This window comes from Janthinobacterium sp. JC611 (assembly GCF_018682595.1).
In the GTDB taxonomy this organism is placed as follows: Bacteria; Pseudomonadota; Gammaproteobacteria; order Burkholderiales; family Burkholderiaceae_D; genus Janthinobacterium.
This window is the reverse complement of sequence record NZ_JAFLJN010000018.1, coordinates 1-14,605: the sequence shown is the minus strand read 5'-3', so window position 1 is coordinate 14,605 and position 14,605 is coordinate 1. Positions and strand designations below refer to the sequence as shown.

At 57.6% G+C, this 14,605-nt stretch carries 12 protein-coding genes and 2 pseudogenes; 7 read left to right on the top strand and 7 right to left on the bottom strand.

Features of this window, described 5'->3' with window-relative positions; genetic code table 11:
- Together J0O65_RS12525 and J0O65_RS28355 are read left to right on the top strand one after the other, a co-directional pair.
- Positions 1-364 (top strand): integrase core domain-containing protein (locus J0O65_RS12525; RefSeq protein ID WP_215407179.1); only part of this gene is annotated, 364 nt, incomplete at its 5' end.
- 71 nt (positions 365-435) lie between these two features.
- A pseudogene (locus J0O65_RS28355) lies at positions 436-585 on the top strand (IS6 family transposase); the annotation flags it as partial.
- A gap of 518 nt (positions 586-1,103) precedes the next feature.
- Here J0O65_RS28355 and J0O65_RS12520 read toward each other — a convergent pair.
- A complete protein-coding gene (locus J0O65_RS12520; protein WP_215407177.1) occupies positions 1,104-1,601 on the bottom strand; it encodes an SF0329 family protein in 498 nt (165 codons plus the stop codon).
- Positions 1,602-2,162: 561 nt separating this feature from the next.
- Between J0O65_RS12520 and J0O65_RS28245 the strand changes: the two genes are divergently transcribed.
- Together J0O65_RS28245 and J0O65_RS12510 are read left to right on the top strand one after the other, a co-directional pair.
- On the top strand, positions 2,163-3,521 hold the full coding sequence (locus J0O65_RS28245) for a DUF6861 domain-containing protein (protein WP_215407175.1): 1,359 nt from the start codon (positions 2,163-2,165) through the stop codon (positions 3,519-3,521).
- Positions 3,522-3,529: 8 nt separating this feature from the next.
- Positions 3,530-4,147, top strand: a complete 618-nt coding sequence (locus J0O65_RS12510) for a GAD-like domain-containing protein (RefSeq protein WP_215407172.1) — start codon at positions 3,530-3,532, stop codon at positions 4,145-4,147.
- 483 nt (positions 4,148-4,630) lie between these two features.
- Here J0O65_RS12510 and J0O65_RS12505 read toward each other — a convergent pair whose 3' ends face one another.
- Positions 4,631-5,854: an FAD-dependent monooxygenase gene (locus J0O65_RS12505; RefSeq protein WP_215407170.1), complete on the bottom strand. Its 1,224-nt coding sequence runs from the start codon at positions 5,852-5,854 to the stop codon at positions 4,631-4,633.
- 137 nt (positions 5,855-5,991) lie between these two features.
- Here J0O65_RS12505 and J0O65_RS12500 point away from each other — a divergent pair, with 137 nt between their 5' ends.
- Entirely contained in the window at positions 5,992-6,909 is a 918-nt protein-coding gene (locus J0O65_RS12500; RefSeq protein ID WP_215407168.1) for a LysR family transcriptional regulator, read from the top strand.
- A 487-nt stretch (positions 6,910-7,396) separates the two neighbouring features.
- On the opposite strand, the gene J0O65_RS12495 is transcribed toward J0O65_RS12500, so the two are convergent.
- The 4 genes from J0O65_RS12495 to J0O65_RS12480 all read right to left on the bottom strand — a co-directional run bounded on the left by J0O65_RS12495 (position 7,397) and on the right by J0O65_RS12480 (position 10,514).
- Positions 7,397-7,801: a hypothetical protein gene (locus tag J0O65_RS12495; RefSeq protein WP_215407166.1), complete on the bottom strand. Its 405-nt coding sequence runs from the start codon at positions 7,799-7,801 to the stop codon at positions 7,397-7,399.
- 9 nt (positions 7,802-7,810) lie between these two features.
- Positions 7,811-8,260 carry a hypothetical protein gene (locus tag J0O65_RS12490; RefSeq protein ID WP_152252748.1) on the bottom strand — a complete coding sequence of 150 codons (450 nt, stop codon included), beginning with the start codon at positions 8,258-8,260 and terminating at the stop codon, positions 7,811-7,813.
- Positions 8,261-8,327: 67 nt separating this feature from the next.
- Positions 8,328-9,521, bottom strand: coding sequence for a chromate transporter (locus J0O65_RS12485; protein WP_215407181.1), 1,194 nt, complete (start codon positions 9,519-9,521; stop codon positions 8,328-8,330).
- Between the two features lie 15 nt (positions 9,522-9,536).
- A complete protein-coding gene (locus tag J0O65_RS12480) occupies positions 9,537-10,514 on the bottom strand; it encodes a chromate resistance protein ChrB domain-containing protein (protein ID WP_215407164.1) in 978 nt (325 codons plus the stop codon).
- A gap of 537 nt (positions 10,515-11,051) precedes the next feature.
- Here J0O65_RS12480 and J0O65_RS12475 point away from each other — a divergent pair.
- Positions 11,052-12,140, top strand: a pseudogene (locus J0O65_RS12475) (DMT family transporter).
- A 596-nt stretch (positions 12,141-12,736) separates the two neighbouring features.
- Positions 12,737-13,978, top strand: coding sequence for a hypothetical protein (locus J0O65_RS12470; RefSeq protein ID WP_215407162.1), 1,242 nt, complete (start codon positions 12,737-12,739; stop codon positions 13,976-13,978).
- Positions 13,979-14,200: 222 nt separating this feature from the next.
- On the opposite strand, the gene J0O65_RS12465 is transcribed toward J0O65_RS12470, so the two are convergent.
- A partial coding sequence (locus J0O65_RS12465; RefSeq protein ID WP_215407160.1) for a transposase occupies positions 14,201-14,605 on the bottom strand: 405 nt, incomplete at its 5' end.

Below are 14,605 nucleotides of genomic sequence, written 5' to 3'. Positions count from 1 at the left end.
CTTTAGCAGCAGGAAAAAAGACCCGGAAACGGGCGACCGGATTCCCAGCGGCAAGCACGCGTTTGACATGCTATGCAAGCAACTGGCGATCGAACATCGCCTGATCCCGCCACGTCATCCGCAGACCAACGGCATGGTGGAACGCTTCAACGGCCGCATCAGCGAGGTCGTCAACCAGACCCGCTTCGCGTCCAGGGCCGAGCTCGAATCAACACTGCGCAATTACCTGAAAATCTATAACCACAACATCCCGCAGCGTGCTCTCAACAACGAAACGCCGATTCAGGCAATGAAGAAATGGCAGGCGAAAAAGCCGGAATTATTTGTTAAACGTGTTTATAACCAGGCGGGTCTTGACACGTAGCGGCTCTGTCGCATTGGCGACGCGGCCGCAGCCTCGGGTAAGGTGCACCATCGAAGCTTTGGGGGCACGGCATGCTCCATTTTAACGGAATCCGTTTCTCGCTCGACGTCATTTTGGCCTATATTCGATGGTATGCGTCCTATCTGCTGAGCTACCGGCACATCGAGGAAATGCTGGAGGAGCAAGGCGTATCGGTCGTCCATTCATCGATCGACCGGTGGGGTAAGGCATGACATATAACCCGATCCATATCGGCGCGTACCAATCAGCGAAAACGGGCAGTGCGAGCGCACCAAGGGAACGCGACCAGAACGATGCGTTGCAGTACCGATCAACATTCAAACGTCAGCACCGGCTGTGGCAGCCAGAGCCAAACCGCTGGCACCGTCAACGTATCAAGTCAAAGCCGGCGGCCCTCAATACCTCATCCTTCGCCGGCAGTGATAGGTAGGGGAGGTCAACTTTTTCTTGCGCGCGGTAGGAGTCTCTGCAGGGCAGGGGATAGCAAGGTCAGCCCCGATCTCGTCGTTGGATCCGGCTGCTACGAGATCGCACGCCAGGACCCTGGCAGGACGCCCCGGCCCTAACACGATCCATCGAGTTTTCATCTTTCAAGAACCATGGATCAGGAAAGCCTAAGCGACTGGCGGCGATTCAATGGCACCGTCCGCTTCCGCCCCAAAGCGGACCCCCACGCGTCCGCAAATACCCCTGCATCGGCACCTGCTTTAGCCAGTAGTTACGATAAGGTATGAGCTTCTACACCTTCTGCTTCGCACCGCAGATTATGTAGTCTCTGAACAAGAGGATGTTCGGTAATTGGGTTCAAGATGGCTAGCCGACGCTTGCCGTAACGAGCGTCGATGATCGCTAAACCCCGAACGACTGGATTGTTGTGATCCAACATTTCCTCAACCGTCAGGCTAAGACTGCAGAACAAATCCTTGTTCATCTGCTCCAGAAGAAACAGCCCGCTAGCGTCCATGACAGGCCAAGCCAACTCGTATGCCTGTGCGGGCGTTGACCCATCAGCGCGATTCTTCGCGGTCAAGGCTGCAAGCGATGACAAATAGCTTAGCGACCCAGTGCTAAAGATTCGGCTACCCTGAAAACTTATCCAGAACTCTCCTTCTTCGTCATGAGAATGGCGATATCGTGTCTGGTTGAGATCAATGCTCGCCACAACGCTCTTTGCGATGCGATCGTGTAGCTGCTTCTTAAGTTGCGACCATCGCATGCTGTCTCGATTCTTTCATTATTACACCGTGATTCATGTACCACGAAGGTCCGCTCCTGGCCGGTTGCCGTCGTTGGCAGGTTCCGCCCGCGGGTTCAATCGATCAACGCAACACTTTAACTTAAATGCATCGTTGCAGAGCGGAAATGATGAGAAAGAGAACTCGAATCGATTGCGCCGCGACCCGCGAAACCCGGGATCGACGTTGAGGTTTAGCCACGGAAGCGTGCATGGAGAACTTCACCGAAGCTCAGGCAGCTCTTGCTTGATCGCGGAATGAGTCTCTGCAGGGCAGGGGAGATAGACAGGCCAGTCCTGATCTCGTCGTTGGATCAGGCAGCTACGAGATCGCACACCAGGAGTCTGGCAGAACCGGTGAGCGATCAAACACGTTGTTCGTGCGCAAAGGATCGGTTGCCCAACGTCCTTAAGGTACTATTTTTCCCCTTCTCCTGTTCGCCGCTCATTGCGCAGTGTCAACGTCGCCGCATTGCATCCAAGCAAGAATGGCCCTTGGTCGTTGCTGGGGGGATTCGGATGGGAACAGGCAATGCGTGGCGCGTGTGGTTCGATCTCAGACGTAAAGAGGATGAGCTGAAGTGGGGTGGCCGCTATGGTGGTTCTGGCCAGTCCTACGACAGCATGGGGCGGTCGGCCGACGCCTCCCGCACCGGATGGGGTTACGAGCAGATGGGGCGGGTAGAGCGCGTGCGCCAGGCGCTGGCCGACTCGGGGCCGTCGGCGCAGCACATGATCGCTCGAGAACTCTCCGGCATCAACCTGTCCTCGATTTGGAGCATCCTCATGGCGGTGTGCGAGGACATCGCCCTGTATTACGGGGGATCGGTGATCGCGGGCGGGTTGATCGGAGGTATCGGCGGGTCCTTGCTGGGCGGCGTCGGTGCTGTGCCAGGCGCTGCTGCCGGCGCTGCTGTCGGCAGTTATGCGGGCAGCGCAGTGCTGTCGCTGCTGGGCCTGAAATCGCTGGTGGAAGGCGTGGCCCAGTCCGTTCCCCAAGCGCTGGAGTATTACGAAAAGGGTTTCCGTGAGGCGTGGGGGCCGACCAGGCAGGACCGGCTGTCGCATTACGGCATGGCAGGGGGTAGCCCCTCGTCGGGGGCGTTCTACCTGGCTCATGGCCATGTCATCATGATCACCACCATCCTTTCCGTACTGCTGGCTTACGTCACCAGGGGCAAGGGCGGCAAGGCGGCGGCGCTGAAGGAGATCAGCAAGAGCCCGCGCCTTGGGCCGAAAGTAGCGCAATGGGTCGAGCAGAACGAGGGTAAGCTGAACAGCCTTCCCCAATTGCGGTCACCCGGCGGCGGGGGCATGGGCCACGGGGAGCCACCATCACCACCGCGCCGACGCGGCCCAGAGCGGGAGCCGGAGTCCCCCCGGCCCAATGGCATGCCGAAGAAGACAGTGCCATGCTTTAAGACCAACGGACTGCCACAAGGCGGCGTGCCGGAGTTTGACCGCCAACTCGCAGGCCAAGAGGCTGGCATCAATAGCATGACGGTTGCTGAGTATATCAAAGGGCGTGAGGCATTTACGGCCGGCACTTCGGTGCGGGATCTGAACGTGGCGCGAAATGCGAGGGTGGGCTATCAAAATTTGTTGCAGAAAGATGCGTTAGATAGCCTTCGTGAAAAAGGAATGTCTTTCTCGGATGCAAAGGTTGAATCTGCCGCAATAGCTGCCGATAAAATGAAAACGTTGGCAGCATTACATAACCCGGACATGGTAGCCGCAGGGAAGGATAAAATTGGCGACTTCGGCGATCGGAATATCAATTCACGCATCGGTGCGCAATGGAATAAAGGGCAACGCTTGGTTGAACTGGACAGGGCGGCAAACGCAGTTCCAGAAGCCATGCGTGGTAATAAAATGAATGCAAAACTTGAACGATGCAAATGAGGCAAAAAATGGATGAAGACTTCGCGGGTTTCCTGAACGATTTTGGCCCGGCATTCGACAAGCGGTACGTGCCACCGTCAAGCATCGAGCGCTATCGTGGCAAGCTGCCGGATCAGTTGTTGTCCTATTGGGCAGAGCATGGTTGGTGCGGCTATGCCAATGGCCTGTTTTGGACTGTTGACCCACAAGAGTATGATCCAGTACTAGAGGCGTGGATTGGCGATACCCCATTCATGGAGCAAGACGCCTATCACCTCATCGCCAGAAGTGCATTTGGAGAGCTATATTTTTGGGGCGAAAAGACAGGAGATTCATTGGGAATTTTTGCACCCGGTTCTTACTGCATCCCTCGCAAATCGCGATTCGTTGGCGAGAAAATGGACTTCGGAATGCGACTGTTTTTTGGGGCACTTTCTCGAAAGGCAAATGACTTTGCTGGCATGTTCTCCCCGGCATTAGAAAAACTAGGGCGTCTGAAACATGACGAAATGTATGGCTTCGTGCCGGCCCTCGCCTTGGGCGGCACCTCTACGCTTGCAAACTTGCAGAAAGTGAAGGCCGTCGAGCATTTGGTGCTGCTTGCACAACTCGCGCCATTGGACGTAATTACTTCTCCGCCGCCTTGATGGTCGGATAGTATCCGCGAGGGATGAGCAATGCCACGTCGCGGCTATCGGCGCAGGATTTCCGGCAGCATCGTTGCCTTGGTTGTTGCTCGCGTCGATGCAAATGCGCCCGCCGCAGGTGATGAGAATGATCCTGCCGACTCGCCTGGTCAGATCCGCCATGCCCGCTTCCAGTTCGGCCTTCTCCGATCGGAGCGCCGCGATCATGGTGGGGCGGGCAGAGTGAATCGACTGATGGCATAGTTGGTAGGCAGTCAGACCCGATCTCGTCGTTCGATCAGAGAGCTCCGAAATCGCACACCAGGAGCGTGGCAGGACATCCAGGCCCCTAATACGATCCACCGGTTTTTCATCCTTCAAGAACCATGGACCAGGAGGGCCTAAGCTACTGATGGCGATTCAGTCCGAAAATGCCCGGTTCGCTCAGTAGTGAGGCGTCTCGCGGCCGGAGACGCCATGCGGTGCCTACATTGGCACAGTCTGTCAGAGGCGGTACAGACTGCCGGAGCCAACGCCGTCCACCGGCGTGCCGTCCGTGCAGCCGGCCATTGGCAAACCTTGCGCCCATCCTGCTGCCAAGGCATGCACGTCACGCAAGGGATCGGACGCCTTGGCGCGCTCATTGCGAATGCGGCACGTTTCAGGATCAGTGGCAAACAGACCGCGCGCGAAAACGCGACCCTGCTCGGCCAGCTTCGCTGTCTTCGGCCCGCGGATCAGCGCGAAGTGCAGCAAGGCCTCATCGAGGCAGCCGTCGGTCCCAACCAGACACCGAGCCAGATGCCAGGCGTCTTCCAGCGCCTGACAAGCGCCCTGGCCAGATGTCGGCAAAGGCGCATGCGCCGCATCCCCCACGAGCAGCACATTAGCCCGGCTCCACGTGTGCAGCGGCTCCAGGTCGTGCACGGCAATCAGTCGGATCGCATGCGCCGGTGTCGCCTGGATGATGCGGGTGACAGGCTCGGGCCATCCCGCGAACAGATCCTCAATCTCCTTCCGCATATCCGCTGCGCGCGCCGCCCCCGGCAATGGCCGTGCCTGCGCCGCCGCCCAGTAGACCAAATCCGGCCGGACTGCCACGCAACCGAAGCGATCCCCCGAACCCCAATAATCCTGAATCGCGATATCGCGCACCAATGCACTTTCCGCCTGCGCCACACCCACCCAGTTCACGAAGCCCTGATAAACTGGGGTGTTGTCCCCCGCGACGAACGCGCGTGCCACCGAGTCCATGCGGCCATCGGCGCCGATCAGCAGATCCGGACGAATGCTTACCCCGTTTTCGAACCGCGCCACGGCTTTGCCGCCAGCATCGAGGTCGATCGCCACTGCCCGATGTCCGAATTCTACCGGGATCCCGGCCTCTGCCGCATGATCCAGCAGTACCGCCTGCAAGTCCCGGCGCAAAATCGTATGGGTCGGATGTCCCATAATCTGGTCCAGCAGCGCAATATCGATGCCCCCCAAAGAATTGCCTGCGGCATCCTGGCGGTGCATTGCCACTGGCCGACCTGCCACTGCAGCGATGTCTTGCAGCAGCCCGAGTTCCTCTAGCACAAAGCCGGCGTTGGGCCAGAGCGTAACGCCAGCCCCCATCGTCGCAGGCCCCGTCCGGCGCTCATATACCCGGGGACTGTACCCCCGCTTGCTCAAGGCAAGCGCTACGCTCAACCCTGCAATGCCGCCGCCAAGTATTCCGATTTCCATGCTGAAACTCTCCTATTCAATCCGTCCCGATGCGCCGCCGACGGCGATACATCGGACGAGACGGCATCTTAAATTCCGCCACTGTGGAGCACTAGTATGTGAAAATGGGCGGCTTTCATACCTTAATCGGGATAATCATGCGCAATGCCCTCGACTTGAATACCGTCCGTGTCTACGTGGCGGTCGTCGATGAACAAAGCTTTGCCGGCGCGGCACGCCTGCTGACCCTGCCATCTTCTAACGTCAGCCGCCACGTCGCCTCGCTGGAACGCGCGCTGGGCGTCCGCTTGCTGGAACGCAGCACCCGCCACCTGCGCATGACGGAAGCTGGCAGGCTGCTCTACGAACGCGCCAAGCCCTTGCTCGACGCCTTACTCTCCACAGGGGAAGAGCTTGGCGCAGCACAGGGTGAACTGCGCGGCACCCTAAGGATGTGCATGCCAGGCGAAGCGCCAAGGCTGCTTGCTCCTATCCTGGCCGAATTCTGCAGCCTCCATCCCGGCGTCGAGTTGGAATGCGATACGCGCCTGACCGGTCTCGAAGCTCTCCGGGAAGACATGGACCTGTCCATCGTCTTTCATCGTGGGCGCCAGGATGACAGTACCTTCATCACCCGCGAACTCGCTACGCTGCGCAGCATCGTGGTCGCGGCGCCCGCCCTGCTAGCCAAAACTGGAATACCGCGCCACGTGCGTGAACTTAGGTCATTGCCTTGCATTACCACCTTGAGCGCGTTAAAGGGCCAGCCCTGGCAGTTTTTCGACGCCACAGGCGAAATCGTGAAGGTATCCGTGCGCAGCCGCTATCGTGTTAACAGCGGAGAACTGGCATTGGCGGGCGCGCGGCAAGGCATCGGCTTCGCGATCGTGGCGGCCTATCCATGCCAGGAAGATCTTGCCGCAGGCCGATTGCAGGAGGTGCCGCTGGACTTGATCCCTGCGCCGCTGCAATTGCTTGGCGTATACAGCCATCGGCATTCCGTGACCGCACGGGTTCGGGCTTTGCTGGAATTCATGCAGGTGCGGTTGGAAGGAGTCGGGAGCGGCTCAAGATGAAAATCGAATCGAGGAACGCGCCCGAATAGCGGAATGCCTGCTCCGCAACTGCGGACTCAATCGATCAACGCAACACTTTAACTTAAATGCATCGTTGTAGAGCGGAAATGATGCGAAAGAAGAACCGAATCAATTGCGCTGTGCCCTGTGGAACCCAAGTTTACCGTCGCAAGGCGTTTTGCCGCGGGAACGTTCATGCGGGAACCCGCCGAAGCTCAACCAGTTCTTGCTGGTGCGTGGAAGGAGTCTATGCAGGGCAGGGGAGATAGACCCAGACCCGCTCTCGTCGTTGGAGCCGGCATCTACGAGATCGCACGCCATGAGTCTGGCAGGACACCGAGCCTCCAACACAAGCCATCGTTTTTTCATCTTTCAAGAACCATGACCTGGAAAGTCAAAGCTACTGGCGGCGATTCAATGGCACCGTCCGCTTCCGCCCCGGAGCGATCGTTCGATCATGCGGCAAAGCTTAGTAGCTGCAAAGTTTCTAAACTGTATCCGAGGCATCGTCAATCACCTTGATCATGTGTCTGCCATACGATGTATCGGGACAGCAAGCACGAAGTTCCTCAAGGAGTTTGTGCTTGGTATCCGGCATTGCAGTAGTAATGATCAGCTTGACAAAAGCACGAAGGGTGTTCGACTCGGCACGGCCAATGAATGTACTGATCAAGGGTGTGACGAGATCGATGAAATCGAATGCGGCAATAATTTTTGCTGCGACGACCCGTTCTCTCCAGCCCTCACTGGAAGTAAGAAGCTCGCAGATTTTCCAGGCGTCGGAAATTGCCACCAGTTGTTCAATCTTGCTGGCAGAACTCGCCCACCTTTCCGTGTACAGAGCGGACACAAGCTCATGAATTTTTGGACCAGATGCCGGGCGGTATGTCATTTTATATTCTTAACATTTGTGAAGGGGTAACGGGAACAGGCGATAGCACTGCCAAATTGCAGCTATCAACGCCAGGTTTCGCCATAGAAATTCCGCAGGTAATCCACTCTGTTGCGCAGCTTGATCCACAGCCATCACTACATTTTGAACCGGCGCCTCTTGAAGGAAATGTACGATATTGGAAACATTTTCTTTAGGTACATCACCGGTCGTCAGAATACTAAGCAAAGTTTCTGGCGTGAGTGTTTTTCGGTAGCTTACGCTGCATGTCTGCGCTGCCATCCAAAGCCACTTTCGGGGCTTCAAGGGGGCTAAGGTAATCGGGTTTAGACCAAGCACATGTGGAAGAGTTAATGGGCCAAAGCCTTCCCCTGCGTGGGCCATGCCTTGGGCCTCCGAGATTGTTAAGCCTAAAGTCGAGCAACGTTCTACAATAGTTTTGAAGTCAGCTGGTTTCATCGTTCAAGTATGGCATACGAAAAGAGAGGTGTAGAATCTCAAGAAATCTCACCGTTAGCTTGCCGTTTCATCCGGTTAGTGATGCAGCAGTGCGCAGTGGATAAATCAGCAAACCTGCCACGGCAGCGGTGGCCACGACGACGGGTTCCGGCAACTTTTTAAACTTCCACAACAGCACCATGGCGGCCACGGCGATCAAGGCCGTCGGGATGTCCATGATCGAGCGCTTGGCGATGACTATCACCGACCCGGTGATGGCACCGATGGCTGCGGCAGTGATGCCATCGACGAAGGCCAGCACGCCCGGCAGCTTGCCGTATTTTTTAAAGTAGGGTGCCGGAATCACGGTAAATAGGTAGCAGGGGATGAAGGTGGCCATGGCCGCAACGGCGGCGCCCGGGAAACCGGCGATCAGATAGCCGATAAAGCCAACTGTGATGACGACGGGCCCCGGAGTGATCATGGCAACGGCGACGGCGTCCACAAACTGCCTGTCGGTCAGCCAATGGTGCTCGGTGACGACGCCGCCATACAGGAACGGCACAATGGCCAGGCCTGAACCGAACACAAAGGCGCCCGCTTCGGCAAAGAAGATGCCGATCTGCGTCAACTGCGACACGTCCACTACGCCCCAAATGCCTGGTGCCGATGGCAACTGCGTCATGCCGATCGCATGCAATCCACCTCCTTTCACGAGGCCTTTTGGCGGGGCGCGCACCAGCCACACCAGTACGCCGGCCGCGATAAACAGCCAAGCCACTTCGGATTCGGTGACGATGGTCACGCCGGCCAGCAACAGGTAGATGGCCCACAGCAACTTATCCTTGCCGATGCTTTTGACCGTCAGCTTCCTGGCGCTGATGGCGATGATACCGATCACCGCCGCACCTACACCATAAAACACGGCCTGCATCCAGGACAAACCGCCAAAGCGCATGTACGCCCAGCCCAGCGCGACGACCATGAAAAACGACGGCAGCACGAACGCCAGGCCGGCCAGGGTGGCGCCGAGCAGCCGGTAATGGACGTAACCCATGTAGATGCCCAGCTGGGCGGCAAGCGGGCCCGGCGCGAGCTGCGCCAGCGCCAGGCCTTCCTTGTAGTCGGCCTCCGTGATCCAGCCGCGCTGTTCGACCAGGTCGCGGTGCATATAGCCGACCAGCGCGATTGGGCCGCCAAAGCCCAGGCTGCCCAGCCGCAGCATGTACACGATCATCTGCCATAGCGTGTAGCTGACACGGGCTGGCTGGGCGTCTGTCATCTTCATGGGGAATCCTTATGTCGGCGATGGCGCAAGCTTCGATTCAGTGGAAAAATGCTGGTACAAGGCATCGAGCACCAGGCTGATCTCTTGCAGCAACTGGTCGTCGTCCCTGGCGCGTTGACGCGCGCCACTGAGCATGGCTTCGAAGCCGCTCGCTTCCGGCACAAAGGTGCCACCCACGTCGAGCGCATGCACCATAGCGCCAAGACGCAGGAGGCCGGTATCGTCGCCCAGTCCGAAGCTGGCCACCAGCACTTCAAACGTCACGCGGTCGCCCACATGGGTAAAGCGGGCCTGGTCGAAATCGAATCCCAGTGCCTCCGGAGGACAGTCGGCTGGTGTATCCACCCAGGCAAAGCGGGCTTGATGATCGATAAACCGCTGGATCAGCCATGCGCTGGCCACCCGGTCCACCCACAAATGGCGGCGTGTTGCCCAAAGGCGCCCCTGAAAGGTAGCGGCATCGAGCAGCACGATAGCTGCGTTGATGGCCTGCGGCTCGCCGGGCGACAGGAGGGCTTCGGCCACATGGATAAAGTCCATCCAGGCTGCCTGGGCAGCAGCGCTGGCCTGTGCCGGGAAGTAGTCGGTGGCGCACAGGGCGTCGTATTCGCGTCGTAGCTTGCGCAGGGCACGGTTGATGTCTGCTGGCGTAAGGCTATCCAGCGTGCGGCGTACGCGCGTCAGACCCTCGACAAACTGGGTCATTTCGGCGCTGCGGTCAAACAGGCTGCAATACGCTTCGTTATCGGCGGTAGATTGGGCTTGCACCGTCAATAGCCAGGCGTTGCCACCTTCACGTAGGGTTTCCGCCGCGAGGTCGCTCAGCTCTTGCTGTTGGTCGGCTCGGTCGGGCAGCAGGTAGGCACCGTCGCGCAAGGCGCCGCACCCCAGGCTTTTCAGGGCACGCCAGATGCGCATCCTGGCGGTCGCGCTATCGGTCGGCAGGCTCACGATGAGCAACAGCCAATTGGAAGGATTGGTTTTCATGGATACAGCATATAATTTCGTAATAATATTTACAAGATATGTAGAGTAAATTACTTGCATGTGTTTTTTAATCTGTTGGCCCGCTATTTCCACCTTCACACGTAGTACCCGCCAAGTCTGGGCCGGCGTAATACATTCCCGGCATGCGTAAGTCATTCCCCGCATTACCTTGCTCTTTTACTATTCGTCATGTTCATGACGAATAGTGGCGCATGGACGGGGAGCAGCGTTCGCCTGGCACATGAGATGGCGTATATCGGCCAGCTCGACCAGGATGGCGGCATTGGCGCATGAGGGTACGCAGGCTTACGTCTTTGTGCGCACGAAAGAAGGCTTTGAAGCCCGTCCGGTTATTGTGGTCACCCGAGCCCAGGCCTGCATCACCTTTGCGGACAAGAACACAGTCAAGGCCGAGCTGGTCGCCAAGTAAACCACCATGCGGCCCTTCACCGGGCCGCAATGAGGGGCGCGCTGCCAGCGTGTGCTAGATCGTGCATACGGGCAGCCAAGGTAGAAAACACGTTACGAAAGCATGGCATGGCATCTTCATCATCTTCACCCAGGCCGGGTGTGCATCAGGGCGTCGTTTACGCCTTGCTGGCGGCAGCCCTGTTTGGCGCCAGCACGCCCTTTGCCAAAACGCTGGTAGGGCAGGTCGCCCCGGTGACCCTGGCCGGCATCCTGTAGCTGGGCAGCGGACTGGGCCTGCTGGCCTGCTTACTGGTGCGCGCGGTGCTCACCCGCAACAATCAGGACAAACCCGCCACGCTCACGGGAGCGGATCTACCCTGGCTCGCAGGGGCGATCGCCTTTGGCGGGATTGCGGGGCCGGTCTTGCTGATGTTTGGCCTGACGCTCACGCCCGCCTCGTCGGCCTCGCTGCTGCTCAATATAGAAGGCGTGCTCACGGCGCTGTTGGCCTGGTTCGTCTTCAAGGAAAATTTCGACCTCCGCATTTTCATCGGCATGCTGCTGATCGTCACCGCCGGCGTCCTGCTGTCGTGGGAACAAGTGCCCAAGCTTGGCGTACCCTGGGGCGCGATCGCCATTGTCGGCGCCTGCCTGTGCTGGGGCATTGACAACAACCTGACGCGCAAGGTGTCGGCCAGCGACGCCTTGCAGATTGCCGCCTTGAAGGGCCTCGTGGCCGGCTCCGTCAATCTGGCAATCGCCCTGGCCCTCGGTTACACCTTGCCCAGCGTTAGCATCTCCCTGAGCGCCGGCCTGGTCGGTTTTTGCGGTTATGGTTTGAGCCTAGTGATGTTCGTGCTGGCATTGCGTCACCTGGGAACGGCACGCACGGGTGCCTATTTCTCGGCGGCACCGTTTGTCGGGGCGGTCATCTCGCTGTTCATGCTGGGCGAGATACCCGGCCTGCTGTTCTTGCTAGCCGCAGCGCTGATGGCCGCAGGGATCTGGCTGCATTTGACGGAAGCGCACGAGCACGATCATGAGCACGAGCCGCTGTTCCACACGCATGCGCACTGCCACGACGCCCATCACCAGCATACCCACGAGGATGGCTGGGACGGCAAGGAGCCGCATGTGCACGCCCATCAACATGTGCCGCTGCGCCATGCACACCCCCATTATCCCGACATTCATCATCGGCACGATCATTTATGACTTCTGCCAAAAAGTCCAATCAGCCTGTAAAACATCATTATTTGTGAATCGCCACGAGTTCGCTAGACGCTCTTCAGATGCTCAAAATACTGCCTTTCGCAATTGGGCGGGCTGTGAGGCTCATGATGACCAGTCCACCACCAGCGCGTGGCCCAGCGCACGAAACTGATGATGGGCTAGTTTATCGTAGCCAACTGTGCCGCTATCGCGCGCAAAAGCAAGCGCTCTGCAGTTGCACCCGTCAGCTATGCCATCCTTCGCAGGCAGTTATGGCTAGGAAAAACTTGCTTTTGCTAGCGCGCGGCAGAAGTCTCTGCAGGGTTGGGGAGATAGACCCGGATCCGATCTCGTCGTTGGATCGGGCAGCTACGAGATCGCACACTATGCGGCTGGCAGGACACCAAAGCCCCTAGTACGATCCATCGATCAAGGAACTATGGATCAGGAGAGCCTAAGCAACTGGTGGCAATTCACTTGACACTCAATTATTAGGTCATGCGAGAATTGTGGATTGAAGAATATTTGTAGGACCCAGTGACTATGCAGAGGTGTCGGTGAAACCAGTTCTACCAACAATAGGCACCGCAGCACTATGCATGACTTGCGGCACCGCTGTCAGTGCTTTGTATTTCAGTCTGATAGCGCTGTTGTGCTGGTTCATCTCCAGTGGCTTTACTGCCAGCACTAACAATTCTGCAACATGGGAGCATGCAGCACTATTCGGTCTAATACTGGGAGTGGTGCCAGGTTTGGTCTGTTCCAGCGTGTTTGCCCTGACCTCGTGCCGGTCGGCTGATCTGTTGGCTATGCGGAAGAAATTTGCATCGCAACTCGCGCTGGCGCTACTCACCGGTGCCGTGCTCGCCGTAGCGACCGGAATATATGGACAGTGGGAAGGCAGTCATGGTGGAACATTCGTCACAAGCCTTGCTGCGCGGCAGGGAATGCACACGCAAACCGCGTTAGCCTATTTGGTCTTCTGTGGCGCGACGGTTGGCGTCATGTTAGGCTTGGTACTACTCATGACTTGGCCAAGTTTAGTCAAGCATATTGGTGCGCCCACCCTGAGTGACCTGATTCTCCCATTTAACGTAACGAAGTATCTGATGATTGGCGCTATTCTAATCGGCACGATATGGGGACTGTTTTTGCCATCGAGCGGACTGCTGCAGTCGACGTACAAATTAGCCTTCGGCTCAGCAATGTGGGGCGTAGCGACACTGTATCTATCAGATTTTTCGGTTGCATTGGCGGGAGGTAGCTCGCCATTCTGGCAAAAATTTTACGCCGATAACAAAACGGACCTTTTTGTATGCGGTATCACAGGGCTGACACTGCTGCTGTTGCTTACACTGTCATCCGAGCGCTATAGCTGGTACAGCATTGATTTGGCGCTACTGGGCTTGCCGTTTTTTCTGTATGCGATTTTTGCCATCCACGAATGCGCCACTATCAAAGTGGCTGGCCGCAGGCTTCCGCTGCGCATACGTATGGCGTTGTGCATTCTTTTTGCCAGCCTGTATGCCATCACGATTCTGGTCTTGCTGAGCGTGCAATCAAAGACGATGCCGGAGCACGAAGCGCTGTGGTACCAAATCAGTATATTTTGCAGCGGCTTGTCGGCACTGATTTTCTCACGGCAAATTGTTTACATGCTTAAGCAAAACAAGATCGAACCGTCGCCGGTCTTGCTCGCCATGTTTTCCAGCATGAAATTCAGCCCTGGCATCTATGCCGAGGTCGCTCGCGCAGCACAGCAATGGAACCAGCACGTCATTCGTGAAAAGGCAAAGCTGCGCAAAGAGAAGGCACGCGCATCCAAAGGAAGACGACGCTAGTCTGACAGGGAAAGGTTCTAATTGGACCCGATCTCGCTGTTGGACCATGCGCTACGAGATCGCACACCAGGAGCCGGGCAGGATGCCCAGGCCCCTGATAAGATCCATTGGTTTTTCATCTTCAAAGACTATGGATCAGAATAGTCTAAGCTAGCGAGGACGTTTTGCACCCAATGACACCGTCCGGACGTGTAAGAAATTCTGTGTGTGCGGGGCCGGGTTTTAGTGAATCGCGTTTGTGAAGCGTTCGCCAAACATGATGGCAAACTGATTGGCCGCCAGCTTCCAAGTCCGCTGCGGCATCTTCCAATCTTTTTCGATATTGCGCAAGGCCAGGAACAGCAGCTTGCTCGCCGCCTCATCGCTGGGAAAATGACCACGATTCTTGACGATCTTGCGCAGGCGCATATGCAAGCTCTCGATGGCGTTCGTAGTGTATATGATGGTGCGTACCTCCGGCGGGTAGGCAAAGAATGGGATCACCTGCTGCCACTGGCGCCGCCACATGGCCGCCACCGTCGGGAATTTCTTGCCCCACGGCCCCGCCGCAAACTCCTCCAGCGCCGCCGCCGCCAGCTCTTTGCGGTCCTTCCAGGCTGCCAGCGTGGTCGAATTGCGAATCAGGTG